The following is a 25,945-nucleotide window of genomic DNA, read 5'->3' on the forward strand; positions in this document are numbered from 1 at the left end:
CTGAGAGAGACTCGTTAATAATTTTTGAGAGATTGGGAATTTCATTATGCGTACCCATTACTGTGGTCACCTGAACAAGTCCCTTGCAGGACAAACTGTAGAACTATGCGGCTGGGTTAACCGTCGTCGTGATTTAGGCGGTCTGATTTTTATCGATATGCGAGATCGTGAAGGCGTTGTTCAGGTAGTTGTCGATCCAGATATGGCGGATGCTTACAAAGTAGCAGAGCAACTACGTAATGAATTCTGTATCAAACTAACGGGTGAAGTTCGCGCACGTCCAGAAAGCCAAGTAAATGCTGGCATGGCAACCGGTGAAGTAGAGATTCTGGCGACAGGTCTTGAAATCATCAACCGTTCTGACGTTTTACCATTAGACTTCAACCAAAAGAACTCTGAAGAGCAACGTCTAAAGTACCGTTACCTGGACCTACGTCGTCCAGAGATGAGCGACCGCATCAAGCTGCGTGCTAAAGCATCAAGTTTCGTACGTCGTTTCCTAGATGACAACGGTTTCCTAGACATCGAAACGCCAGTACTGACTAAAGCGACCCCAGAGGGTGCTCGTGACTACCTAGTACCTAGCCGTGTTCACAAAGGCAGCTTCTACGCGCTTCCTCAGTCTCCACAGCTATTCAAACAGCTTCTAATGATGTCTGGTTTTGACCGTTACTACCAAATCGTTAAGTGTTTCCGTGACGAAGACCTACGTGCTGACCGTCAACCAGAATTCACTCAGATCGATATCGAAACGTCATTTATGACGGCTGATCAAGTACGTGAAAAAACGGAAGAGATGATTCGTCAAATGTGGCAAGAGCTACTGAACGTTGATCTAGGCCAGTTCCCAGTAATGTCATTTGAAGAAGCGGCACGTCGTTTTGGTTCTGATAAACCAGATCTACGTAACCCACTAGAGCTCGTTGACGTTGCAGACATCCTAAAAGATGTCGACTTCAAAGTATTCTCTGGTCCTGCTAATGACGAAAAAGGTCGTGTAGCAGTGATTCGTGTACCAGGTGGCGCTGCGCTATCTCGTAAGCAAATCGACGAATACACTAACTTCGTAGGTATTTACGGTGCGAAGGGGCTAGCATGGATGAAAGTAAACGACCGTGCAGCAGGCTTTGAAGGTGTGCAGTCTCCAGTGGCTAAGTTCCTAAACGAAGAAGTTGTAGCACAACTGCTTGATCGTACTCAGGCTGAAACTGGCGATATCATCCTATTTGGTGCAGACAGCAAACGTGTTGTAACTGAAGCGATGGGTGCACTACGTCTTAAGCTAGGTACTGACCTTGAGCTAACGGACAAGTCAGCTTGGAAACCGCTATGGGTTGTTGACTTCCCAATGTTTGAAGAAGACGACGAAGGTAACCTACACGCGATGCACCACCCGTTTACTTCTCCTTTAGGCCTAACGGCTGAAGAGTTGAAAGCGAACCCTGCATCAGCAAATTCAAATGCGTACGATATGGTTATCAACGGCTACGAAGTGGGCGGTGGTTCTGTACGTATCCATAATGCAGAAATGCAAGCGGCAGTATTTGATATCCTAGGTATTGATGCCGATGAGCAAAAACTGAAGTTTGGCTTCCTACTAGACGCACTGAAATTCGGTACACCTCCACACGCAGGTCTTGCATTCGGTCTAGACCGTCTAGTGATGCTACTTTGTGGTACTGATAACATCCGTGACGTTATCGCATTCCCTAAAACAACGGCTGCAGCGTGTCTTCTAACAGACGCACCAAGCGTTGCTAACCCAGCAGCACTTGAAGAGCTTGCTATTGCAGTGACAGCGGCAAAAGCGAAAGACGCAGAATAAGCACTCATTTGGTCATGCGATCGAAATAAATAACAAAACTCCCGCACCTGCGGGAGTTTTTGTTTTAATAAAAGATGTAGAACAGGAATTGACATGTCAATTATTCTTGGAATTGACCCAGGCTCACGTATTACGGGCTATGGCGTAATTCGTCAACAAGGTCGTCATTTGCAATATCTCGGTAGTGGTTGTATTCGAACGTCTGAGAAAGAATTGCCAGGCCGTCTTAAGCAAATTTATGCGGGCGTGACCGAAATCATCACTCAGTTTCAACCAGACGTTTTTGCTATTGAACAGGTATTTATGGCGAAGAATGCCGATTCCGCTTTAAAACTTGGTCAAGCTCGTGGCAGCGCGATTGTAGCGGCAGTTAACGCGGACCTTCCTGTTTATGAGTATGCGGCTCGTCTTATTAAGCAAGCGGTTGTTGGTACGGGCGGGGCAGATAAAGTACAAGTGCAGCATATGGTGCAGCACATGCTTAAACTGCCAGCGAAACCTCAAGCCGATGCGGCGGATGCGCTTGGCGTGGCAATTTGTCACGCAAATACCAATAAGACGCTTATTGCATTGGCTGGCAAAGCCACAAGTGCGCGTAAAGGACGTTACCGATAAAGCGACCTGAGCTAGGCTCTTATACTCTCAATATTTGCTTTTTTGTTCCGTCATCCTCCCAAAAACTATCATCTAAATAGACAAAGGACTGGATGTCTATCCAGTTCTTTATTATCCTGTCGCAAATTCATTTCCAAAGAGTATTTATCGTGATCGGACGTCTTCGCGGCATTCTGCTAGAAAAGCAACCACCTGAAGTTTTAATTGAAGTTAATGGCATTGGTTATGAAGTTCAGATGCCAATGAGCTGTTTCTACGAACTGCCAAATGTCGGCGAAGAGGCCATTATTTATACTCATTTTGTCGTTCGTGAGGATGCGCAGTTACTTTATGGCTTTAACACAGTAAAAGAACGCGCATTGTTCCGTGAAGTTATCAAAGCCAATGGTGTGGGGCCTAAGCTTGGCTTGGGGATCCTTTCTGGTATGACGGCAAGCCAATTTGTTGCTTGTGTTGAACGTGAAGATATCTCGACGCTTGTGAAGTTGCCTGGTGTTGGTAAGAAAACCGCTGAACGCCTAGTGGTTGAAATGAAAGACCGCTTGAAAGGTTGGGGCGCTGGCGATCTGTTTACTCCGTTTACGGATGCAGCACCTACAGATTCTGGCTCTGCGGTTTCTAACAATGCCGAAGAAGAAGCAGTCAGCGCGCTATTGGCTTTAGGTTACAAGCCAACACAAGCATCAAAAGTGGTATCACAAGTGGCTAAACCTGAGATGACTAGCGAACAATTGATCCGCGAAGCACTAAAATCAATGGTGTAATGGGAATTTCAAGAGAATAATATGATTGAAGCCGATCGTTTAATCGCACCTCAAAATCCAGCATTCCGCGAAGAAGATGTTATAGACCGTGCAATACGTCCAAAGAAACTGGCGGATTACCAAGGGCAGGATCACGTTCGTGACCAAATGGAAATCTTTATCAAGGCGGCTCAATTACGTAAGGAAGCCCTTGACCACTTGCTGATTTTTGGACCTCCTGGCCTAGGTAAAACTACGCTCGCCAATATCGTTGCTAATGAGATGGAAGTGAATATTCGCACTACGTCTGGTCCTGTGCTTGAGAAAGCAGGGGATTTGGCAGCGTTACTGACCAATCTAGAAGAAAACGATGTTTTGTTCATTGATGAGATACACCGTCTAAGCCCAATGGTTGAGGAAGTGCTGTATCCCGCAATGGAAGACTACCAATTGGATATCATGATCGGTGAGGGGCCAGCGGCGCGTTCAATTAAGATTGATTTACCGCCGTTTACCTTGATCGGTGCGACAACACGAGCTGGTTCATTGACGTCACCATTACGTGATCGCTTTGGTATCACACAACGTCTTGAATACTATAAAGTGAAAGATCTCCAACACATTGTACAGCGCAGTGCAGATTGTCTTGGGCTTTCTATGGAATCTGAAGGGGCTCTGGAAGTCGCGCGTCGTGCTCGTGGTACGCCACGAATCGCCAACCGCTTGCTACGCCGAGTTCGAGATTACGCTGAAGTAAAAGGCGATGGTCATATCAGTGCCGACGTGGCTGATAAAGCTCTAAACATGTTGGATGTTGATGCTGAGGGGTTTGACTATATGGATCGCAAGCTACTACTCGCAATTATGGAAAAATTTGGTGGTGGTCCGGTTGGGCTTGATAACATGGCAGCGGCGATCGGTGAAGAAAAAGACACGATTGAAGACGTACTTGAGCCGTATCTTATTCAACAAGGTTACTTGCAACGAACACCACGTGGTAGAATCGCAACCGATCGTGCGTACCTTCATTTCGGTATTGAAAAATAAGATTTCATAGCTGAGTGTTTGTCGCTCAGCTTTTGATTAAGTTTGACTAACTTCTCATTTATAAAAATTCCTCTAACCACAAAGAGGTAATCATTCGTGCGTAATTGTTAATGTGATGTTTGCTTTTAAGCTAATGATTCCTTGTCTATTTACTGCGGTATAACAAGTTCCTTTGGTGGCTATTGATCTGAATCAAAGTGATGGATTTTTGTTCAAATTCAGCACATAAAGATTGATGTACATCAAAGCGCTTTCTCCCTATAAACCTTTTGAAACAATCTGTTTTTACAAGTAATATTAGACCTAGCTATATTAGCTGATGCTTAACAATTAACTAACCAACAAAGTACATTTTTGCAACAATATGTTGTGATAATTCAACATTATTCAAGTGTTAATAACGCTTGTACATGGATTGCAATATGTAGAGAGTGTCATTCAGCCGACACATAGGAGTTACCATGATTGACGTAGTTGATCTGTCGCGGTTGCAGTTTGCACTGACAGCGATGTATCACTTCCTATTCGTACCATTGACCCTTGGTATGGCCTTCCTTCTGGCCATTATGGAATCGATGTACGTAATGACGAACAAGCAAATCTATAAGGACATGACCAAGTTCTGGGGTAAGCTATTCGGTATTAACTTTGCACTTGGTGTGGCTACCGGCCTTACCATGGAATTCCAGTTTGGTACGAACTGGTCTTACTATTCTCACTATGTAGGTGATATTTTCGGTGCACCACTAGCGATCGAAGCTCTGGTTGCTTTCTTCCTGGAGTCAACTTTTGTTGGTCTATTCTTCTTCGGGTGGGATCGTCTATCTAAACGTCAACACTTAGCGGTAACCTGGCTGGTTGCGCTTGGTTCTAACTTCTCCGCACTTTGGATTCTTATCGCGAACGGCTGGATGCAAAACCCAGTTGGCGCAGAATTTAACTTTGAAACCATGCGTATGGAAATGGTGAGCTTTGCTGACGTAGTGCTTAACCCTGTAGCGCAGGTGAAATTTGTTCATACTGTGGCATCGGGTTACACCTGTGGCGCGATGTTTATTCTTGGCATCAGTTCTTACTACCTAATTAAAGGTCGTGATATCGCGTTCGCTCGTCGTTCATTTGCTATTGCTGCTTCTTTCGGTATGGCGGCAATCCTGTCGACTATCGTTCTAGGTGATGAATCTGGTTACGAGCTTGGTGAAGTTCAAAAAGTGAAACTAGCCGCAGTAGAAGCGGAATGGCATACAGAGCCAGCGCCTGCAGCATTCACGTTATTTGGTCTTCCAAATCAAGAAACAATGGAAACGGATTACGCAATTAAGATCCCATACGTAATGGGTATCATTGCGACACGTTCATTTGACGAGCAAGTAACAGGTCTACACGATTTACGTGAAGAGCACGTTGACCGTATTCGCACTGGTATGTACGCATACGAGTTGCTAGAAAAACTGCGTGCGGGCGATAAGTCTGAAGAAAACATGACTGCGTTTGACGAAGTGAAAGGTGATCTAGGTTACGGCCTGCTCCTGAAACGCTACACAGACAACGTTGTTGATGCAACAGAAGACCAAATCCAAGCGGCTGCGGATGATTCAATCCCAACAGTTTGGCCTCTATTCTGGTCGTTCCGTATCATGGTGGCGTGTGGTTTCATCATGCTATTCGTATTTGGTGCGGCATTCATCCAAACATGTCGTCAGAAGATCGAACAGAAGCAATGGGTTCTTAAGGCCGCGCTATTCAGTATTCCACTGCCTTGGATAGCTATTGAAGCGGGTTGGTTCGTTGCAGAATACGGTCGTCAACCATGGGCTGTAGGTGAAATCCTACCAGTACACGTTGCGGCTTCAGCACTAACCGCTGCTGAAATCTGGACGTCACTATTTGCAATTCTAGCGCTGTACACTGCATTCCTAATTGCAGAAGTATACCTAATGGTGAAATTCGCTCGTAAAGGTCCAAGCAGCCTAAAAACAGGCCGTTACCACTTCGAGCAAAACGCTGACTCTGTTGAAGACAAAGTTAGTCGCCAAGTAGAAGCGTAAGACAAGGAGATAACAAGATGTTTGATTACGAAATCTTGCGACTCATCTGGTGGGTACTGATCGGTGTTCTACTAGTTGGTTTTGCAATCACAGATGGTTTCGATATGGGTGTGGGCGCGCTTGTACCTATTATCGGTAAAAACGACACGCAACGCCGTGTCATGATTAACTCAATCGCTCCTCACTGGGATGGTAACCAAGTTTGGCTTATCACCGCTGGTGGTGCATTGTTCGCCGCTTGGCCTTTGGTTTACGCGACATCGTTCTCAGGTTTCTACCTAGCGATGATCCTAACTTTGGCAGCACTTTGGCTACGTCCTATTGGTCTGGATTACCGTTCAAAGATCGAAGATAAGAAATGGCGTAACACTTGGGACATCTGTATCTCAATCAGTGGCTTCGTTCCACCAATTATCTTCGGTGTGGCATTTGGTAACCTTCTTCAAGGTGTGCCATTCCAGTTGAACGACTTTTTGATGCCAACGTACCATGGTTCATTCTTTGGTCTACTAAATCCGTTTGCTCTGCTATGTGGTCTAGTTAGCTTGTTCATGATCCTGATGCAAGGTGCAACGTGGCTTCAAATGAAAACCACTGGCGACGTTCACACTCGTGCACGTAATGTTGCTCAGTTAACAGGTTTGCTAACCGTGGTAGCATTTGTTGCGGCTGGTTTCTGGATTCAAAATATCGATGGCTACGTAATTGTTGGTAGCATTGATGCAAATGCGCCGTCAAACCCTCTGAATAAAGAAGTTATTCGTGAGGCTGGTGCGTGGATGAAGAACTTTGAAAACTACCCACTACTATGGGCTGCGCCTGTACTAGGTGTTGCAATGCCGCTTCTTGCTGTATTGGCATCTCGTCTAGAGAAGTGTGGTATCGCGTTCTTGACTTCTAGCCTTGGTAACGCAGGCGTTATCTTTACTGCTGGTTTTGCAATGTTCCCATTTGTAATGCCATCAGATTTGATGCCAAGCCACAGCTTAACAATGTGGGATGCGACTTCATCTGAACTGACGCTAAACCTAATGACAGGTGTTGCCTTTGTGATGGTTCCAATCATCCTTGCTTACACATCTTGGACTTACTACAAGATGTTTGGCCGATTGGATGACAAGTTCATTGAAGAAAATAAAAACTCACTTTACTAAGGAGCAATTACTATGTGGTATTTCGCATGGATTCTAGGTGTACTACTTGCTTGTGCATTCGGTATCATCAACGCTCTTTGGTTAGAGCACACTGAAATGATGGATGAAGACAGTGAGTAATCTCGCTGATAAGGTAGCAAAACTTCACGAACCAATGGATAAGACTCTGCTTAGAGTCTTGTCTCTTGTCCTTGGCTTTATGCATGTAGGATTGGTGATGTGGGATCCAGAGGCTTATCATGGAGCCATTGGCGGGTTCAATGCCGTGATCGCCCCTGCACTGATTTGGGCAATGTGCTCGAGTATGGTGTATGGTGTTGGTTTTAAACCGATAAAATGGTACTGGCAAGTGTTGTTTAGCCCGTACTTTTCACTTGCTATCTTAACTTATTTAACCGTACTGTATTTTATGTAATCAGTTACAACTCGAAATAAAGTCGGTTACTAAATCATCAAACAAAAGCCAGGCACAGTGTCTGGCTTTTATTTTTTCTACAAAATTCAAAAATATTATCTCAGCTCAGTACTAATTATTGCCGCTTCAGTTATAGTAATTGCTTTAAATAATTGAATGTACTGGTACTCCTTTGCAAGCCACATCAAATCTCTTTCGTTGGCCGATCACCGTGTATTATGAAGACACTGATGCGGGCGGCGTTGTATATCACTCAAATTATCTAAAATTTTTTGAACGCGCACGTACAGAAATGTTGCGCGCAAAAGGCATTTCTCAACATGTGTTGTTGGAACAAAACGTAGGGTTTGTTGTCCGACACATGGATATCGATTTCAAGCAAGGGGCAAAATTAGACGATCACCTGACCGTTCTAACCCAAGTGTCAGAAATAAAACGTGCGTCTTTGCAATTCTGTCAAGAGTTAGTCAATGATGAAGGCAAAACATTGTGCAAGACAATTGTTAAGGTAGCATGTATCGATAATAAGAAAATGAAACCAATAGCTATTCCATCATTTATCAATTCGGAGCTAACAAATAGTGACTGCTGATATTTCCATTTTAGATCTCTTTCTTCAGGCCAGTCTGTTGGTAAAGCTTGTGATGTTGACACTGTTAGGCATGTCAATCGCTTCATGGGCAATGATCATTAAGCGCAGCAAGGTGCTGTCTCACGCATCAAAAAGTGCGGATGAATTTGAAGACAAATTTTGGTCGGGCACTGATCTTTCAGTGCTTTATCAAAAAGTAAAAAGTCGTAAAGACGATATCGCGGGTACAGAAGAAATTTTCTATGCTGGCTTCACAGAGTTTGCACGCCTACGTAAAAGTAATGCGAATTCTCCTGCATACATCATGGAAGGGACGGGACGTGCAATGCGAGTTGCTGTTGCTCGTGAAGTTGATGAACTTGAAACGAGTCTACCATTTCTTGCTACCGTTGGTTCGATCAGCCCATACATCGGTTTATTTGGTACCGTTTGGGGCATCATGCATGCGTTTATTGCCCTCGGTGAGGTGAAGCAAGCAACGCTTTCTATGGTTGCTCCTGGTATCGCAGAAGCCCTGATTGCAACCGCGATGGGTCTGTTTGCTGCAATTCCAGCTGTAATGGCCTACAACCGCCTAAGCAACAAAGTGAGTAAGCTTGAACACAATTATGCAACGTTCTCGGAAGAGTTTCACAGCATTCTGCACCGTCAAGCAATGGCAGGCCGTGACGGTTCTGATAAGGAATAAGACATGGCGGGGTATCAACCTAAAAAACGGAAGATGACTGCAGAAATCAACGTTGTACCTTATATCGACGTGATGCTTGTACTGCTGATCATCTTTATGGCGACCGCGCCGTTCGTTACTCAAGGTGTCGATGTGGATTTGCCTCAAACCTCAACGGCAGAGTCCATGCAAGATCTGGCTGGAGATACTGACAGCAGCTTTATCATCATTGAAATCGACCGCGATGGTAATTTAGGTCTTAGTGTGAATGATGAAGAGGTGCAACGTGGTTTATCACTCCAAGATGTGATTGTGCGTGTAAAAGCTGAGCGTGAAATAAAGCCTGATTCACCGGTTGCCGTTGGTGGTGACGCAGCGACACCCTACGCGGACGTTGTACTTCTGCTTGACGAGTTAAGCCGTGCAGGCATCCCAAAGGTGGGCCTGATGACCGATATCAGGGAATAGACATCGAATATCTATGAAAGATAACAAGAAGAAAGCCAGAGAGTACACCAAGCCGATAGCGATATCGGTTGGTTTGCATGCGATTCTTGTCGTTGCACTTCTTTGGGGGACAGATTTTACTATGTCTAAGCCTGAGCCTACTGGGCAAATGGTGCAGGCGGTCGTGATTGATCCAAAGTTAGTTCAGCAGCAAGCGAAAGAGATTCGCCAGCAGCGTGAGAAAGCCGCAAAAAAAGAGCAAGACCGTCTAGATAAACTGAGACGTGAAGCAGAGCAGCTTGAGAAGAATCGCAAAGCAGAAGAAGAGCAAATTCGTAAGCTAAAAGAGCAGCAAGCAAAAGATGCAAAAGCCGCTCGAGAGGCCGAAATTGCTCGCAAGCAGAAAGAAAAAGAGCGCAAAGTTGAAGAGGAGCGAGCTCGTAAAGAAAAAGAACGAGCAGCGCAAGCTGAAAAAGAGCGCAAAATAAAAGAAGAGGCGGTACGCAAAGCGGAGCAGGAACGCATAGCGAAAGAAGCTGCCGTTGCTAAAGCTGAGCAAGAACGCGTAGCGCGAGAGAAAGCGGCGAAAGAAGCCGAAGAAAAAGCGAAACGTGAACGTGAAGCCGCTGCTAAAGCAGAGCAAGAACGCATTGCGAAAGAAAAAGCGGCAAAAGAAGCCGCTGAGAAAGCGCGAAAAGAAAAAGAACGCCTTGACCGTCTAGAGCGGGAACGCAAGGAACAAGAGGCTGCACTGAATAATATCTTCGCAGGTCTTGAAGATGAAGCAAGTCAAAACAATGTGGCTCGCAATCAATTTATTGACGATGAGCTTTCTCGCATGTCATCCATCTATACTCAGAATATTCAGCAAAGGCTGATTAAGGATGACTATTTGCTGGGAAAGGAGTGTAGGGTAAACATCAAATTGATCCCAACAGGGACCGACATGATGGTTGCCGGTGTAACGGTGCTAGGTGGTGACGCACGAGTATGTGCTGCAGCAAAAAGCGCAATCGCACAGGTAGGGACTTTCCCTAAATCGTCAGAAGACGCCGTCAACGAAAGATTAAAAGACATTAACTTAACCGTTGCTTTGGACTAAAAGGAACTGAGACGTGATTAAACGCCTTTTACTAGGAATGTTTGTACTGCTTAGCAGTCTAACGAGCGTAGCGCATGCTGCATTAGAACTGGTCATCACTGATGGTATCGATTCTGCGAGACCTATTGCTGTCGTGCCATTTAAATGGGAAGGCAGCGAGCCGCTGCCTACGGATATTTCTGCTGTGATCGCCTCTGATTTACAGCGCAGCGGAAAATTCAGCCCCGTACCTACTAACAATATGCCTCAAACGCCGTTCAATGAATCGGAAGTCAATTTTGATGCGTGGACAAATTTGGGTGTCGATGCACTGTTAACTGGCTCTATCGAGAAGAATGCACAGGGCAATTATGTGGTGAACTACCAGCTAATTGACATCATTCGCGGTCAACTGACTGGCGGTCAGAGCAAAGCGTTAGGCGGAGATGGTGAACTTGTTCTTTCAAAAGATCATGTGTTGTTCAATAAAGTTGCTACAGTCAATGGGCCTCGTATGCGTGAGTATGCGCACCGTATCTCTGACTTAGTTTATGAGCAGTTAACTGGTGAACGTGGCGCATTTATGACTCGTATCGCTTACGTGGTGGTAAACGATAAGGACCGCTTCCCATACCAACTGCGCGTTGCGGATTATGATGGTTACAATGAACGTTTAGTATTACGTTCAAAACAACCGCTTATGTCACCAGCGTGGTCTCCGGATGGTCAGAAGCTGGCTTACGTAAGCTTCCAGAATGGTCAGGCAGAAATCTTTATCATGAACATCTATACCGGTGAACGTGAGAAAGTAACGTCATACCCTCGTCATAACGGTGCGCCAAGATTCTCTCCGGATGGTAGCCAACTTGCGTTAGTGCTGTCTAAAACGGGATCACTTCAGGTTTATACGCTCGATCTAAAAACTCGTAAGCTAACGCAAATTACAAGCGGTAGATCAAATAATACAGAACCGTTCTGGCATCCAGATGGTAAATCGTTGATTTTCACATCAGACAGGGGTGGTAAACCTCAGATTTATCAAGTAGATTTGGCCGGCGGAGCGACTAAACGTTTGACTTGGCAAGGTAGCCAAAACTTGGGTGGTCAAATTACACCAGATGGTCGATTCCTTGTAATGGTGAATCGTAGTGATGCAGGCTTCAACCTAGCGAAGCAAGATTTGGAAACAGGTGCTCTACAAGTGTTAACGAAAACCTTGCTCGATGAGTCTCCAAGTATCGCTCCAAATGGTGGCATGGTTATCTACAGTTCGATTTACAACCAGAAAAACGTCCTATCAATGGTCTCTATTGATGGTCGATTTAAAGCTAGATTACCGGCAACGAATGGACGTGTTAGAGCGCCAGCGTGGTCACCATTTTTGTAGTTATAAGTTTTATAAATAAAGGAAAATAAGATGCAACTTAATAAGGTTCTAAAGGGACTACTTATCGCGATTCCAGTAATGGCGATGACGGCATGTAGCTCTAGTGATGATGCGGCTTCAAGCACAAGTACAGGTGCTGAGACAAATACATCAGCAGAGACGACAGTAGTCACTCCGATTGATCCAAGCGGTCAACTAACGGAGCAAGAGCTAAAAGAGCAAGCGCTGCGCGAAACTCAAACCATCTACTTTGCATTCGATAATTCTACTATTGCTGGTGATTACGAAGAAATGCTAGCGGCTCATGCTGCTTACCTAAGCAAGAATCCAGCACTAAATGTCACGATTGAAGGCCACGCCGATGAGCGCGGTACGCCTGAGTACAACATTGCTCTTGGTGAGCGTCGTGCAGAAGCCGTTTCTAATTACCTACAAGCACTAGGTGTACAAGCGGATCAAATTTCAATCGTAAGCTACGGTGAAGAGAAGCCACTTCTTCTTGGTCAATCGGAAGATGTTTACGCGAAAAACCGCCGTGCGGTCCTAGTATACTAATTCGAGGTATTCCTCATGTTCAGTAACACTAAGCGCGCTGTTACGCTTACGTTGCTGGCAGGTGTGGCGAATTTAGCGTTCGCCGCACCAGCTCCAGTATCAGATCTCAACAGCACATCATCAGTTTCAACTCGATCTTCTTCAGAGACAGATATCGAGCGTCTAGAACGTTTACTGCAAAATCGAAATCGTGTTCAGCTCCAAATGCAGGAGCAGATTGACCAAATGTCACAAGAGATCAGTGATTTACGTGGTCAATTAGAACGCAATAGTTACGAAATGCAGCAGATGCTACAACGCCAACGTGAGCTATTTGTTGAACTTGACCGTGTACGCGGTGAAATGAAAGCCGCTCCTGTTGCCGATGTGAAACCTGCAGAAAAAGTTGGCAAATATACCTCAAATACGGATGAGCAAACGGCTTATCAAAATGCGGTAGATTTGATCCTTAAAAAGCGTGATTACGCAGGCGCCATTGCCGCGTTTGAGCAGTTCCAAAAGGATTATCCGGACTCTACTTATTCAGCAAATGCTCACTATTGGTTAGGCCAACTGTATTTTGCTAAGAAGCAGGATAAAGAGGCGGTGAAGAGCTTTGCTGCTGTTGTTGCTTATAAAGATTCCAACAAGCGAGCCGATGCGTTAGTTAAGTTGGGCGACATTGCTTCACGCAACAATAATGCAGAACAAGCTAAAAAGTACTATCAGCAAGTGGTGAGCGAGTACCCAGACAGCGCGTCTGCGAAAGTGGCCAGCTCTAAGCTGAAGTAATCTTTATCAATAATCTATGTTAAAAAGGGAACGTCAGTTCCCTTTTTTATTGGGCGTGCTTTATATGAAGTACCTTATTGGATAGCGCGAATCTAATATAGGTTTCTTCGTTATATTGAACGAATATTTTCGTATATCGTTCAAGTCGACTTAGGGTGCAGCGCGAGAATTTGACTTTGCGGGTTGGTTTTTAAAAATTAACGAGGTTACAATATCTGCAATTAAGGAAGTTGCGTAGAGCAAGAGCAATGAGCCACATATTAGATAAAATTGATACTGTTTACCCATTCCCACCAAAACCGATCCCTTTAAGCCAAGAAGAAAAAGCCGATTACATCGAGCGAATCAAAACGTTGCTTAAAGAAAAAGATGCGGTACTAATCGCGCATTATTACACCGATCCTGAAATTCAAGCTTTGGCTGAAGAGACGGGTGGTTTTGTTGGTGACTCGCTAGAAATGGCAAAGTTTGGTAACCGTCACCCTGCAAGTACACTTATCATTGGTGGCGTACGCTTTATGGGTGAATCTGCAAAGATTCTAACACCTGAAAAACGTATCCTGATGCCTACGTTGGAAGCAGAATGTTCATTGGATCTTGGTTGTCCTGCCGACAAGTTTAGCGAATTCTGTGACGCTCACCCAGACCATACCGTTGTTGTGTATGCCAACACATCTGCAGCGGTAAAAGCGCGTGCGGATTGGGTGGTGACATCAAGTATTGCTCTAGAGATTGTTGAGCATTTAGACTCAGAAGATAAGCCAATTATCTGGGGGCCAGATCGTCATTTAGGTTCTTACATCGCGAACAAAACTGGCGCTGACATGCTGCTATGGCAAGGCGAGTGTGTGGTTCATGATGAGTTTTCAGCAGATGCCTTGCGCAAGATGAAGAGCGTGTATCCAGACGCTGCGATACTTGTGCACCCAGAATCGCCTGCAAGTGTGGTTGAGTTGGCCGATGCGGTCGGTTCGACGAGCCAATTAATCAAAGCTGCGAAAGAACTCCCTCATCAAAAGATGATCGTTGCGACTGACAAAGGCATCTTTTTTAAGATGCAGCAGTTAGTGCCAGAAAAAGAGCTGATTGAAGCACCAACCGCAGGCGCGGGAGCCACTTGTCGTAGTTGTGCACATTGCCCTTGGATGGCGATGAATGGTCTAAAAGCGATTGAAAAAGCGCTCAGTGAAGGTGGAGAGGAGCATGAAATCTTCGTTGATGAAGCGCTACGTGTTAAATCTCTTATTCCATTGAACCGTATGCTCGATTTTGCTGAGCAGCTCAATGTGCAGGTGAAAGGTAACGCTTAATGGTTTCCTTTCTAAGTTGCTAGAGTTGTATATCGGCTGTCTATTACTAGCCCAGTTCATTAAGAAATTGTTTTGATAATAGACCGCTTTGTTAATGCAAGAGTTTGCCAATACAAATCTCAAAAACCAGCCGAATATGGCTGGTTTTTTTATTTCTTACAATCAATGGGTTAGTATTTAGCTATTGAGCACAAGAAAGGGATTGGAAACTTATGGCTGTATGGCTAGTGTTGAAAAGGTGGCTAAGTTCGCATCTTTTTAAATTGAGCAACCGAAATCTTCTCATCATAAGTGCAAGCTACATCGGCATTTCTTGGTTACTGCTGTCACTCGCAGGTGAGCGTGCATTGACCGATAATTTTTCCAATTTTGTTTATTACCTGATGGTCACAGCTTCAACGGTTGGCTACGGTGATCATTCGCCCACCACCGACTTAGGCAAGTGGGTAGTGGTGTTGTTTGTCATTCCTGGTGGTTTGAGCCTATTCGCGGCCATTTTAGGGCGAGTCGCAGGAGGTGCAATTGAGTATTGGCGAGCAGGTATTCTAGGGAAACGGAGAGTGAGAGTGGAAAATCACATTGTATTGTTAGGGTGGAATGGCGCTCGGACCATGCACCTGATTCGTATGCTGCAACATGAAGAAGACGGAAAGCGACCGATTGTGTTGTGCAGTCGCTCAGACATCGAAAACCCGTTGCCGGGTGAAATCGGTTTTATCAAGGTGAATAGCTACACTGACACACAAGAAATGAAGAATGCGAATATCACCACTGCTGACTGTATTATTGTTGATAATTTGAGTGACGATATAACGCTATCGGCAGCCTTGTATTGTGCATCAGTTAATCCATCTGCTCATTTATTGGCCTACTTTAAAGATGAAGCGTTAGGGCGTTTGCTGAGTCAACACTGCCCTAAAGCGGAGTGTATTCCTGCGGTTGGTGCTGAGATGCTCGCGAAAGCTGCGGTTGACCCGGGATCAAGTGCCCTTCACCAAGAGCTATTGGCGTCGACACGAGGCATGACGCAATACTCTGTGATTTACCCAGAAGATCAAACGACGACTAATGTCGAAACGATCTTTAGCTTTATTAAAAAGTATCATGAGGCAACATTGATCGCGTTTGACCGGGGGGAGGGGATTGAACTAAACCCAGATTTAAATGCGCAAGTTCCCCCAAACACCAAATTGTTTTATATTGCCGACGAGCGTATTGAAGACTTCGCTTGGACAGAAATGAACAAGGGTCAATGATGCATATCTTGCTAATGATCCCAGGGCGAAGCGTTTGAAAGATTATGTGATTATTCGCATGTGATTTTGACATGATCAAAAAAGCTCTCCGGAATTGATGACCGCGAGAGCTTCTTACGTTTTGCGATTACGACTTGCTGTCGTATGAGCATATTACTGCACGTTGATTGCGTTTCTTGTCGTGCTTTTTATTGCTTTTCTTATTGCTTTTCTTATTGATCTTCAGCAAGCATCACACCGCGCTGAGTCAGGCCGCAAAGCATCATTGGCATCGCATTAAAGATTTCTTCGAATTGATCTAAGCCTTCCATACCTTGCTCCGCCAGAGTGGCAATCGTCGTTTCCGGATCGTAAAGCATGGTTAAAGAAAGAAGTACGCCACCAAGCAAAGCACTATCTTCGCTGTCTTCTGGCATTAGGGTTTCCCAATCATCACGAGCAAGTTGCCAACCTTGAAGTACCCCTTCACAGAAGTCACGAGTGTTTGCAGAAACGATGTCGTGATCATCCAATGCACAGCCCTCAGGCCACAACCAGCTACCATCTAGAAGCGCAGGGCGAGTTTGATTCCATAGTTGGACAATTTCATCAATATACAGCTCAAGTTGCTCACCATCCGAAAATGGTGCGGTCTCTTCTCCTCCCCACAAGAATGGTAGCCACTCTTGAGGCATCAATACATTTGGCGCAGATGCCATTGCGGTTACAAAGCCTTGGGTTTTTGCAAGGTTAAGCAATTTTCCATCAAGTTCTGGAAGAGAAAGGATGTCTTGTAGTTTCAAAATAGAATACCATTTGTTAATGGGCTGGTTGATTGAGGATATCTTACCAATCAATCAGCGATAAATCGATATTAGGGATTGATTCATCTAAATCTATGCAAATTCGTTCATCACTCAGAAAAAAAAGCATATTCGCCCTAACACTGTATTTGTGTTTCTTCATCGCGACTATTGGGTCGGTGGTGCACCTTGTTTTGGAGCCACCAGTGCGAAATAACCTGGAACGAAACCTCGATTTGCGAACGCAGTTGCTTGCTTCTCAAATCGAAGCACCTTTGACCAGTTCCGTCGGATTGGTGAACAGTTTGGTTGGGTTAGGTCAAACCCCGGCAAACGACGTTTCATTAAAAGCAGTGATTCCCCAGCTACTTAGTGTGAGTGATGACATCATCGTCAGTGGTGGATTTTGGCCCAAACCTGTACTTATCGATGGCAGTTGGCGATATGGCAGCTTGTTTTTTAATAAAAACGACATCGGTGGTTTAGATCAGATCCACGCCTACAACAATCCCGAGTCTGGTGGTTATGACAATGAACCTTGGTATCAGTCGGTGGCTAATGCACCATCGGGGACGGTGAGTTGGTCCGGCGTCTACATTGATACTTTTACGCAAGTTCAAATGATCACCGCATCTGCACCCTATTATCTTGATGGACAGTTCGCAGGGGTTGCCACGGTAGATCTATCGTTAGAAGCGTTGTTCCAATTTATTCGAGAACACGCAAACCAATATTCACTCGGCGTGGTAATTCGCGATGCCGAGGCGCAAGTTGTGGTTGAGCATAACTTTAACCTTACAGAAAGCATCTACATTAGTACCCTAGATTTTGGTGAGTTTCATTGGCATATGGATGTAGTGAATGCCAAAGTGCAAGTTGCCGAACAAGTTTTTGATCAAGTAATGAATGTCGAGCGCGGGATCATCCCATTCTTGTTGCTTTGTGTGCTAGTCGGCTATTACCTTTTGAATCGCTATATCGTTGAGCCGATTGTGCGTATTGCTCAGAAAGTGGATGATTCTAAGACCGGTGGCATTATCGACATCACTTATGATAGTGATGATGAGATCGGCCATTTGATCAATAAATTCAATGAAAAAACCCTTTACCTAGAGCAAGAGCGAGTAAAAGCTCAGGCATCAACGAATGCTAAAACTGCTTTTCTAGCCACGCTCTCTCACGAAATCCGTACACCGATGAATGGAGTGTTGGGTGCGGCGCAAATACTGCTCAAAACATCGTTAAGTGCTGATCAGCGAAAGCACCTCAACACTCTGTACGATTCTGGTGATCATATGATGACCTTGCTTAATGAAATTCTTGATTATTCTAAGATTGAACAGGGGCATATTGAACTTGATAATTCGCCATTCCCAATGGAAGCCATCTTAGGCAGTATCGATAGCGTGTATCACACGTTGTGTGCAGAGAAAGGCTTAACCTTTACAGTCACTTCTCATGTGCCTAAAAATCGGTGGTACAACAGTGATAAAGCACGTTTACGCCAAGTGCTGTTTAACTTGCTAAACAATGCCGTTAAGTTTACCGAACGTGGTGGTGTTGAGGTGGTACTCAATGAGGAAAATGACAACGGAATAGCCACGTTGATCATTTTGGTTAAAGATTCTGGGATTGGTATTAGCCGTGATGCTCAAAAGCGCATATTCCTTCCATTTGAACAGGCAGAATCAACGACCACGAGACGGTTTGGTGGTACTGGCCTTGGGCTTGCGATTGTTAAGCAAATCGCAGAACACATGGGGGGGCAGGTGCAGGTAGAAAGCCAGCAGGATGTTGGCACTACGTTCATGGTTAGGTTGGCATTATCACCATGTGAGGCAGACGTGCATCCATCCGCTCGTACCCATAAGCTCAATTGCCAAGGTTTAAGAGCACTCATTGTTGAAGATAATCGAACGAACACCATTATCATGGAGCATTTCTTGCGCTCAAAAGGCTTTCATTGTTTTAGCGTTGAAAATGGTCAGCAAGCGGTCGATGCCGTTTCAGAACAAGTGTTTGACCTTGTACTAATGGATAACCATATGCCTGTATTGGACGGGGTCGGGGCGATTTTAGCCATTCGAGCAATGGCAGGACCTGAGGGTTCTGTTTTAATATTTGGTTGTACCGCTGATGTATTTAAAGAGACACAAGAACGATTGCTAGATGTTGGCGCAGACCACATCATTGCGAAGCCTATTGTAGAGTCAGAACTTGATGATGCGTTGTATCATCATGCGCCGAAGCTGTTCCAATATCAAACCCATACCAATGAGCTTTTACTCGCGACTCATACACCGGAATCACTATTGCTTGATTTTTATGTTGCGCTGGATGACAGAAATCTAGACAGCGCACGAGAAACATTAAATCAAATGCCTGCATATGTAAAAAAGAGCTCGCAAGAAGATCTGATGTTAGTGATCGCAAGGATAGAGTCTTACTTAAGTGAAGCGACGTTTCCACAGCAAGATGATGTAGATAAACTCACTACATTGCTTGCGGAGCAGTAAAAACCAATCATTTCTAGAGGCAGCATAAACCTATTGTGCTGCCTCTTTTTCATGCCGTGATCTCAGTTCGCTTATGTCGCAGAGAGCCCTAACTTTCTATAGCTACACACATTCTTATGTTTATGTGGTATTGGGCTTCAACTTCAGAATAACGCGATCTTTTTCACCTTATATTGCCACATATTCACCTAAAATCTCTCTGTGACTCGATATTTAACTGACCTTAAAGTAATGATTTTACGTAATTAAGCTACTTATTGGCTGAGTTTTAGGTCGATTTGGCTGTTTTAGGTGAAAAGTACTGCTTTTAATTTAAAGTTTGGTTGTAAATTTACATTCTCTATATTAATACGAGATCATAAACTAAAAATATTGTGGTTTAATTGCGAGATGTACTGCATTGGTTTTACTTTTGTAGCTGATGATTTTATACATTTGTATTTTTAAAGTTTTTGATGTTAGAGGTTAAAAATGAAGTCTCGCGGGCCATTTTGTATTCGTAATGCAGCAGCGGATACTTTTGCTATGGTGGTTTTTTGTTTCATTACTGGGATGATTATTGAAATATTGGTTTCTGGTATGACGTTTGAGCAATCTCTAGCCTCTCGTACCTTATCGATACCAGTAAATATCGCCATTGCTTGGCCATATGGTATGTTCCGCGATTGGGTGTTATGCCAAGGTAACAAAGTCTCTTCTTCATCATTTATGAAAAATGTGTCTGACTTAACTGCGTATGTACTATTTCAGTCTCCGGTTTATGCGGGCATTTTGTTAGCTGTTGGTGCATCTAGCGATCAAATCATTACCGCAGTAGCAAGTAATGCGGTGGTGTCTTGCGGTATGGGTGTTCTTTATGGTTATTTTCTCGACCAATGTCGTCGTTGGTTCCGTGTGCCGGGCTACTACCAGGGCGCATAATTGTCCCTGTTTTGTTCAATTTAGCTAGATAGTGAGCAAACGAACACAAAAGGGCGCTTTTTTTTATGTTTAGCCTTGACCATCAGGCACATAATCATTAAATTAGCGCCTCGTTAGCCAATGATGCTAACCACAATTTGATTCGGTGAGTTGTCCGAGTGGCTGAAGGAGCACGCCTGGAAAGTGTGTATACGGCAACGTATCGAGAGTTCGAATCTCTCACTCACCGCCACATTCTAAAGGTCTGATTTATCAGGCCTTTTTTTCATTTCTAAAGCCTAGTGAGCTGCCAGAGGGCACAATGGAGCGCACAATGGCACATCAATCTTCACAATATTTATCTCGTCCTTAGCTGTCCACCAAGTGAATGCAGCCATATTGTGATGTTTGGCTGGTTGAGCTAGAAAAATTACAAATTCACTCAACTGAGCCTTCGATAAAACAAATTAGTAACCTACTGAAGAAAAAGGTATCGGTAACAAGACGGTTGAAAAGCTTTACCAACTGCATAACTTTACTCCAAAATCATATCAACCCTCTTTGCTGTGAACCAAGAATGTAAGTCTAGCTGGAATATCCTTGATGAAATTTTCAATCTCGAGGCCAATGAGGTTCTGATAGGCGACTTCTTTTGTCGCCTTGTCGTCATATTCTTCTTCCATCATAGTTGACGTCTAGCTTCAGACCTGATCTTGAGGCAGCGTATTACAGAGATTGAAATGAATAAACTCATCACATTAGCGGCGATTAGTATTAGCTTCACCGCATTTGCTCAGGATGAAGAGCCCCTTAGTTCCATCGTTTATGGTTTTCACCATAATGGCAATATCATCAACCCTAAATGCGTCAATTTACTCCAAGCCTGGAATAGTGAATCTCCCCAGTACGGCATTATTCTCCGTTCAGTCATTATTGATAGTTGCCAAGAGAGTAACCTTGCGTTTAAGGGGCGCGATTACCACGTATCATCAGACGGTTCGGTCTCTTATTATGAGGATCCGGATGACGGACATTCTTACTTTAAATATAAAGTGTTGGGTAAAACGGAGCGAGGTGTTTTCGCTTTAGCCCATTCGGGAAACATTGGTTTGTATCGGTTGGAGACTCAGCCCGTAGATTTTGATTTTAACAACTCAAACGAGCAAATGGTCAGTGTGTTAACTAAGTTAAGCCAATCGTGGGTGCCTTGTTTTGAATCTGCAACAGTTCAAGGTAACCAGTTACAAGTGGAAAAACACATTTGGGATCCTGCAGTATCAAGGGCGGAACAGTGCTCAGAAAAATTAGAAACGGTCACATTTGATCTTTCACATTTTTAAATAATGGCTTTGTGTGCAGAACACGATATTAAAAGAGAAATGGTAATGACTGAATCTACCCAATTTGACCCGATTGCTTCGTTTATGTCGGGGAAAACACCAGACAGCTTAGGGCGATATATTTCAGAGATCCATCAGTTCACCCACTTTTGGCTCGAACACGATCATAAATTCATCCAAGTGTTGTTTCCGATAGATGATGGGCATAAGTTCAATCGGCATGCTCCGTTGGTGAACCTTGAATCAAGGCAGGCTTTTATCAATAGTCATGCGTTACGAGAAGCGCATCTTCGTTCTTTGGATCTCATGCTTGATTACTATGGACTACAGCGAGCCGGGTTGAGTATCGAAGTGCGAGACGAACTCGCGCCTCATTCACACGATTGGCTAAAACCAAAAAATCACAATCAGCTTCGTATCACTCGAATGATTCGCAGTTTGTATCTGTTAGGCAATAAGGAAATTGCAGCAAATTTCCAGCAAGTATGTATCCGGGAGGGGCTACGAATTGGTACGATCACTCCAGATACCATTGAGCATTGGGAGCGTGCAATTCAGATGTAGTGAATATATGGGGTGACCATCAGCCCTTTACATACTGCAATTGAATATATTAAGGGGCCGAATGCTTAGGTTATTGTTAGGTGTACTCACGTATGATTTGCTTCAATCTCGCAAAGGTTTTCATGGAGTCATTTGCTGGGATCACCGCATAATCAGGGTTGTTGGCTTTTAACCAGTATTGGCCTTGAGCATCTTTTTGAACCACACGCAGTAGGTACTGATTGTCACCCGCGTCACCTTGTATCTCAACGGCCATAGTATTACCAGTAATTGAGCCTGCTGATGTTGGCGTGACAAATTCTAGCAGCAGTAAATCACCGTCAACGATTGGTGATTTTCCGCCATTCATTGAATTACCAGATGCTCTTGCCAAAAAGTGTTTATCAGGGGTGACTTTGCTGATGTCGATAGGCATGAATTCAACGTCATCACTTGTGCCTGTCTTAAAATGACCGCAGGCGATTTTTAGGTTGGGATAATAGGGCAGCATAGTGCCATCATTCACTGCTTTTGGTGTTGGCAATGGCTCGACTTTCTTTTGTTCTCTATCGGCATATTTTGCTAGCTGTAAATCAACCAACTCTTTTACAAAATCGTGAAAGTGCGGAACCAACTCGACTTTAACCGTAAAGTTGGCAACCAATTTCCCATCCACATTGGTAAACCAAGCATTTTCTTTCTTCGTGTTCCCACCAACAAAAGCGTTAATGGGGTTATCTCGCCAATACTTTTGCCAAGTTGGAGAATCCGATTCAAGTTGTTGAATTTTATCCGATAGGTCGGATGCTTTTAGCTGAGGATATCTCGATAGGACATGCCAACTCTTAGCTGATAGTGCTTCAATCGACGGCGGTGTATTAAAACCATCAAGCTCGAGATAGGCTTCCAATAGGATCGCTTTGAAGCATTTAGTCATGCTCATTTTCTGAATGGCATTTAAAAAGAACGATTTGTGCTCGTCGACAAGCTGTTGTAATTCAGAAGTAGTGTTCATGGTGGCTACAAGTTCTAGCCAACCACCATGTTGTTTATTGACCTTATTGAAGTCATAACCTGCACGATAAAACTCAACGGCTCTGGGTCTGTGCCCTAGGTGGCTCGTCAGGTTTTCAAATTCTTCTTTAGCAGAGTAACGTAATTGCTTGGTTAACTCTTGCCAAAACTCGACGATTTGAGGATCAATATTGACGAAACAGCCTTTGCCAAGCTGGGGGCTGTCGGTATCAGATCCGTCATGAAATGAGGGTAACTTTGCATCAGTGATACCGAGGATTTCTCGTTTATTTAAAAATGAGCGATGATTACCAATGAAATCTAATACAACCAAGTGCGTTTTATTGCTGTGACGGCGTAATCCACGACCAAGTTGTTGAAGAAAAATGATATTCGATTCTGTTGGACGAAGCATCAACACCGTATCGATAGAGGGTAAATCCGTACCCTCGTTAAACAGGTCAACCGAGAAAAGAATCTGAATGTCACCGTTGTCTAGCATAGTTAACGCTTCATTGCGACGAACTGATGAGTCACTGTGTACTGATAGCGCTTTAAATCCTTGGGCTGCATAAGAAGCATTAAATTGCTCAGCCATAAAATCCGCATGCTTTTTGGAAATGCAGAATGCTAGCGTGCGAGATTGTTGCTTATTTTGCCAGTGCTTAAAAATATGCTTGGCTCTTCGCGTGGTCGCAAATTGTGCATCCAGTGCTGCTGGATCAAACTTGCCATTGCGCCAAGGGATTTCTTGGTAATCAACCGAATCATCCCAGATGCCAAAGTAATGGAATGGCACGAGGATCTCACCATCAATGCCGTGCACCAAGTTACGCTCAAACACCAAATTGTCATGGCAAAGGGAGAGAATATTGGCTTGGTCGGTTCGTTCAGGTGTGGCCGTTAATCCCAGTAAAAATCTCGGTTCAAAGTGATTGAGAATATTGAGGTAAGTCTTTGCGCTCGCATGATGAAACTCATCCACCACAATGTAATCGAAGTAGTCTGGTTCAAACTTGCTCAAGTGTTCAATACGGCCAAGGCTTTGCACTGAGGCGAACACCATATCTTTGCATTGTTCTTTAGTCTTTCCGTTGTAATAACCGGCTGACTTCTCTGGCCACAGTTTAGCAAACGTGTTTAATGCTTGGGTCAAGATCTCTTCACGATGGGCGACAAACAGCACGCGCTTGGCATTCATCTGCTTGGCATCAAAAGCAGACAGCCACGTTTTGCCCATACCTGTTCCCATCACCACCAATCCACGCACATTGCCTTTATCACGAGTCTGATTAAGGGCTTCAAGCGCTTCTAGCTGCGCAGGGTTTGGTGAGTAAGCATCATCGTCGAGCAGAGTAGAATCGCCAATCGAAGAAAGTTTTGGTGGCGTTCTGCGTTTGATATACGCATCGATCCATTCGTCAGTGAGTGGTATGGCTCGTGGATGCTGAAATAACTTATTAAACTGCTCACGAATATTGCGAAATTGAATCGCTGATGGAGAGTTGTCAGGCTGGTGGTAATCCAAGCGAAGGCACCACTCATGTGCATCGGTCAGTGCTGACTTACTGATGTTATTTGAGCCAACAAAAGCCGTGCCATTAAAAAAAGTCTGAGGCTCATCGCTGCGAACAAAAATGTAGGACTTAAGGTGAAAACTGCGATTGTTCGCTTCAAAAATCTTGACATCAATATCATCCCCATCAAGCTCGACAAGCGAGCGTAGCGCAATAGGATGGGTAATATGAAGATAGTCCGAGGTTAAAATTCGAAGTTTTAGCGGGCGTTGATGGGATTGCTTTCGTTCAATGGCTTCGTGAATACTGGGCAACAACAAATCAAGCCCTGACGGCTGAATAAACGAAACCGCAATCTCGATTTCAGTCGCGTGATTGATCGCATGGATGAGTTGCGGCAGCAGTGGGTCATCACCGCCGGTTGTCAGCAGGTTGTCCCTAATAGTCAGCGATTGAGTTGGCATCCGTATTCTTCCTTTAAGCCTTTACCAAGATGGCATTTAACCATTGCTCGGCTTCTCGTCCTGGTCTTGCGTCTGCACTTATCCAAGTTTCTTCAATCTTGAGTTGAGTTGAGGAAAGTGTGTCCGCAAGGGTTTGCTCGGTCATGTCAGCAAAGAACCTGCCGTTACGGATTTGTTCTGTATTGCCGTATTTGAATGAGCAGTAGAAAACACCGTCAGGTTTAAGTAATTCGCCGAGACGCAAGAGCGTGCGTGGAAGATCCTCACTAGGAACATGGAGTAAAGAAGCGCATGCCCAAATAGCATCGAAGCTTTTTGCCTTGGCATCAAACGACTCAAAGGTCGCGAGTGTAACGGCTTGACCTAAATGCTTGCTTGCCAACTTTACTAATGATTCGTTGGCATCAAATGCCTCGACACGATAGCCCAAACTTAGGAAGTTTTTACTATCGCGGCCGGAGCCACACCCAGCATCCAATATTTTTCCATGGCTTTCGATTCGAGGCAGAAAACGATCGTAAAGTTTCTGAACATCGACGTTGACGGTAGTATCAAAGAAGCTCTGTGCGTTTTCGTTATAATATTGGTTAGTAATGCTCATAGTGTGACTTTTCAGTGCATTGAAAGACGTTATTTTGCATTATCTGTCATTTTTGTTCTACGTGAATCAGCATATTGCATAAAATGATTCCTTTGATTTCTTAGAGAGTAAAGCTTCTCAAATCAGAGCGTTTTTGTTGAAAGTAAGGAAAATGAGAGTTTGAAAAATTTGGCCTGGTCGGAATGGCTACCGTTGAATGGTGAGAAATCTCTCTTTTCGTTCGCACAAGGTATTGATTTATCGGAATCTCACCTGAGGCATGAGATTGAAGTGGATTTGATCGGTGCATACTTTGAAGAGCATCGGTGAGTGCCTTGGTTTCAATAGGAGGCGTTTATTCTTCTAAAAGCTATTC

General features: G+C 44.3%; 26 protein-coding genes and 1 tRNA gene. 23 read left to right on the forward strand and 4 right to left on the reverse strand.

Annotated features, from left to right (window positions below; all coding sequences use genetic code 11):
- The first annotated feature begins 46 nt into the window (after positions 1-46).
- From aspS to KHN78_RS12880, 17 genes are all read left to right on the forward strand, one after another.
- On the forward strand, positions 47-1,825 hold the full coding sequence (gene aspS, locus KHN78_RS12800; RefSeq protein WP_211916313.1) for an aspartate--tRNA ligase: 1,779 nt from the start codon (positions 47-49) through the stop codon (positions 1,823-1,825).
- 93 nt (positions 1,826-1,918) lie between these two features.
- Positions 1,919-2,440 carry a crossover junction endodeoxyribonuclease RuvC gene (gene ruvC, locus KHN78_RS12805; protein WP_128810576.1) on the forward strand — a complete coding sequence of 174 codons (522 nt, stop codon included), beginning with the start codon at positions 1,919-1,921 and terminating at the stop codon, positions 2,438-2,440.
- A 149-nt stretch (positions 2,441-2,589) separates the two neighbouring features.
- Positions 2,590-3,204: a Holliday junction branch migration protein RuvA gene (gene ruvA, locus KHN78_RS12810; RefSeq protein WP_211916314.1), complete on the forward strand. Its 615-nt coding sequence runs from the start codon at positions 2,590-2,592 to the stop codon at positions 3,202-3,204.
- Positions 3,205-3,225: 21 nt separating this feature from the next.
- Complete coding sequence (ruvB, locus tag KHN78_RS12815) at positions 3,226-4,230, forward strand: Holliday junction branch migration DNA helicase RuvB (protein ID WP_211916315.1); 1,005 nt, start codon at positions 3,226-3,228, stop codon at positions 4,228-4,230.
- Positions 4,231-4,691: 461 nt separating this feature from the next.
- Entirely contained in the window at positions 4,692-6,278 is a 1,587-nt protein-coding gene (gene cydA / locus KHN78_RS12820) for a cytochrome ubiquinol oxidase subunit I (RefSeq protein WP_128810579.1), read from the forward strand.
- A gap of 17 nt (positions 6,279-6,295) precedes the next feature.
- Entirely contained in the window at positions 6,296-7,432 is a 1,137-nt protein-coding gene (cydB, locus tag KHN78_RS12825; RefSeq protein ID WP_128810580.1) for a cytochrome d ubiquinol oxidase subunit II, read from the forward strand.
- A gap of 12 nt (positions 7,433-7,444) precedes the next feature.
- Positions 7,445-7,552, forward strand: a complete 108-nt coding sequence (gene cydX / locus KHN78_RS12830) for a cytochrome bd-I oxidase subunit CydX (RefSeq protein ID WP_099078639.1) — start codon at positions 7,445-7,447, stop codon at positions 7,550-7,552.
- A complete protein-coding gene (gene ybgE / locus KHN78_RS12835) occupies positions 7,545-7,847 on the forward strand; it encodes a cyd operon protein YbgE (protein ID WP_128810581.1) in 303 nt (100 codons plus the stop codon). The genes cydX and ybgE overlap by 8 nt, the downstream gene beginning before the upstream one ends.
- Before the next feature lie 172 nt (positions 7,848-8,019).
- The gene (gene ybgC / locus KHN78_RS12840) at positions 8,020-8,439 is read left to right on the forward strand and encodes a tol-pal system-associated acyl-CoA thioesterase (protein ID WP_128810582.1); all 420 of its coding nucleotides are present in this window, start codon (positions 8,020-8,022) and stop codon (positions 8,437-8,439) included.
- A complete protein-coding gene (gene tolQ / locus KHN78_RS12845; RefSeq protein WP_128810583.1) occupies positions 8,429-9,127 on the forward strand; it encodes a protein TolQ in 699 nt (232 codons plus the stop codon). The genes ybgC and tolQ overlap by 11 nt, the downstream gene beginning before the upstream one ends.
- A gap of 3 nt (positions 9,128-9,130) precedes the next feature.
- A complete protein-coding gene (tolR, locus tag KHN78_RS12850; protein ID WP_005441707.1) occupies positions 9,131-9,574 on the forward strand; it encodes a protein TolR in 444 nt (147 codons plus the stop codon).
- 13 nt (positions 9,575-9,587) lie between these two features.
- Complete coding sequence (gene tolA / locus KHN78_RS12855; RefSeq protein ID WP_211916316.1) at positions 9,588-10,655, forward strand: cell envelope integrity protein TolA; 1,068 nt, start codon at positions 9,588-9,590, stop codon at positions 10,653-10,655.
- 13 nt (positions 10,656-10,668) lie between these two features.
- A complete protein-coding gene (tolB, locus tag KHN78_RS12860) occupies positions 10,669-12,021 on the forward strand; it encodes a Tol-Pal system beta propeller repeat protein TolB (RefSeq protein WP_128810585.1) in 1,353 nt (450 codons plus the stop codon).
- 30 nt (positions 12,022-12,051) lie between these two features.
- A complete protein-coding gene (gene pal, locus KHN78_RS12865) occupies positions 12,052-12,576 on the forward strand; it encodes a peptidoglycan-associated lipoprotein Pal (RefSeq protein ID WP_211916317.1) in 525 nt (174 codons plus the stop codon).
- Positions 12,577-12,591: 15 nt separating this feature from the next.
- Positions 12,592-13,347 (forward strand): tol-pal system protein YbgF, encoded by a 756-nt coding sequence (gene ybgF, locus KHN78_RS12870; protein WP_128810587.1) that lies wholly within the window; start codon positions 12,592-12,594, stop codon positions 13,345-13,347.
- Positions 13,348-13,595: 248 nt separating this feature from the next.
- Positions 13,596-14,657 (forward strand): quinolinate synthase NadA, encoded by a 1,062-nt coding sequence (gene nadA, locus KHN78_RS12875; protein ID WP_128810588.1) that lies wholly within the window; start codon positions 13,596-13,598, stop codon positions 14,655-14,657.
- A gap of 212 nt (positions 14,658-14,869) precedes the next feature.
- On the forward strand, positions 14,870-15,913 hold the full coding sequence (locus KHN78_RS12880; RefSeq protein WP_211916318.1) for a potassium channel protein: 1,044 nt from the start codon (positions 14,870-14,872) through the stop codon (positions 15,911-15,913).
- 212 nt (positions 15,914-16,125) lie between these two features.
- On the opposite strand, the gene KHN78_RS12885 is transcribed toward KHN78_RS12880, so the two are convergent.
- Positions 16,126-16,737: a YecA family protein gene (locus KHN78_RS12885; RefSeq protein WP_211916549.1), complete on the reverse strand. Its 612-nt coding sequence runs from the start codon at positions 16,735-16,737 to the stop codon at positions 16,126-16,128.
- 53 nt (positions 16,738-16,790) lie between these two features.
- Between KHN78_RS12885 and KHN78_RS12890 the strand changes: the two genes are divergently transcribed.
- The 3 genes from KHN78_RS12890 to KHN78_RS12900 all read left to right on the forward strand — a co-directional run bounded on the left by KHN78_RS12890 (position 16,791) and on the right by KHN78_RS12900 (position 20,364).
- Positions 16,791-19,211 carry a hybrid sensor histidine kinase/response regulator gene (locus KHN78_RS12890; protein ID WP_211916319.1) on the forward strand — a complete coding sequence of 807 codons (2,421 nt, stop codon included), beginning with the start codon at positions 16,791-16,793 and terminating at the stop codon, positions 19,209-19,211.
- Between the two features lie 471 nt (positions 19,212-19,682).
- Positions 19,683-20,132: an L-alanine exporter AlaE gene (locus KHN78_RS12895; protein ID WP_211916320.1), complete on the forward strand. Its 450-nt coding sequence runs from the start codon at positions 19,683-19,685 to the stop codon at positions 20,130-20,132.
- A gap of 144 nt (positions 20,133-20,276) precedes the next feature.
- A tRNA-Ser gene (locus tag KHN78_RS12900) sits at positions 20,277-20,364 on the forward strand.
- 298 nt (positions 20,365-20,662) lie between these two features.
- Here the strand turns inward: KHN78_RS12900 and KHN78_RS21840 are convergent.
- Positions 20,663-20,797: a hypothetical protein gene (locus tag KHN78_RS21840; protein ID WP_263422521.1), complete on the reverse strand. Its 135-nt coding sequence runs from the start codon at positions 20,795-20,797 to the stop codon at positions 20,663-20,665.
- 54 nt (positions 20,798-20,851) lie between these two features.
- On the opposite strand from KHN78_RS21840, the gene KHN78_RS12905 reads away from it, so the two are divergent.
- Complete coding sequence (locus KHN78_RS12905; protein ID WP_211916321.1) at positions 20,852-21,451, forward strand: hypothetical protein; 600 nt, start codon at positions 20,852-20,854, stop codon at positions 21,449-21,451.
- A 45-nt stretch (positions 21,452-21,496) separates the two neighbouring features.
- Positions 21,497-22,015, forward strand: coding sequence for an opioid growth factor receptor-related protein (locus tag KHN78_RS12910; RefSeq protein WP_211916322.1), 519 nt, complete (start codon positions 21,497-21,499; stop codon positions 22,013-22,015).
- Between the two features lie 76 nt (positions 22,016-22,091).
- Here KHN78_RS12910 and KHN78_RS12915 read toward each other — a convergent pair whose 3' ends face one another.
- Positions 22,092-24,989 carry a DEAD/DEAH box helicase family protein gene (locus tag KHN78_RS12915; RefSeq protein ID WP_211916323.1) on the reverse strand — a complete coding sequence of 966 codons (2,898 nt, stop codon included), beginning with the start codon at positions 24,987-24,989 and terminating at the stop codon, positions 22,092-22,094.
- 13 nt (positions 24,990-25,002) lie between these two features.
- A complete protein-coding gene (locus KHN78_RS12920; RefSeq protein ID WP_411912348.1) occupies positions 25,003-25,584 on the reverse strand; it encodes a class I SAM-dependent methyltransferase in 582 nt (193 codons plus the stop codon).
- A gap of 165 nt (positions 25,585-25,749) precedes the next feature.
- On the opposite strand from KHN78_RS12920, the gene KHN78_RS12925 reads away from it, so the two are divergent.
- Complete coding sequence (locus KHN78_RS12925) at positions 25,750-25,899, forward strand: hypothetical protein (RefSeq protein ID WP_211916325.1); 150 nt, start codon at positions 25,750-25,752, stop codon at positions 25,897-25,899.
- Positions 25,900-25,945 lie beyond the last annotated feature (46 nt).

Origin of the sequence: Vibrio sp. B1REV9 (genome assembly GCF_905175395.2) — a bacterium.
Classification (GTDB): Bacteria; Pseudomonadota; Gammaproteobacteria; order Enterobacterales; family Vibrionaceae; genus Vibrio; species Vibrio alfacsensis.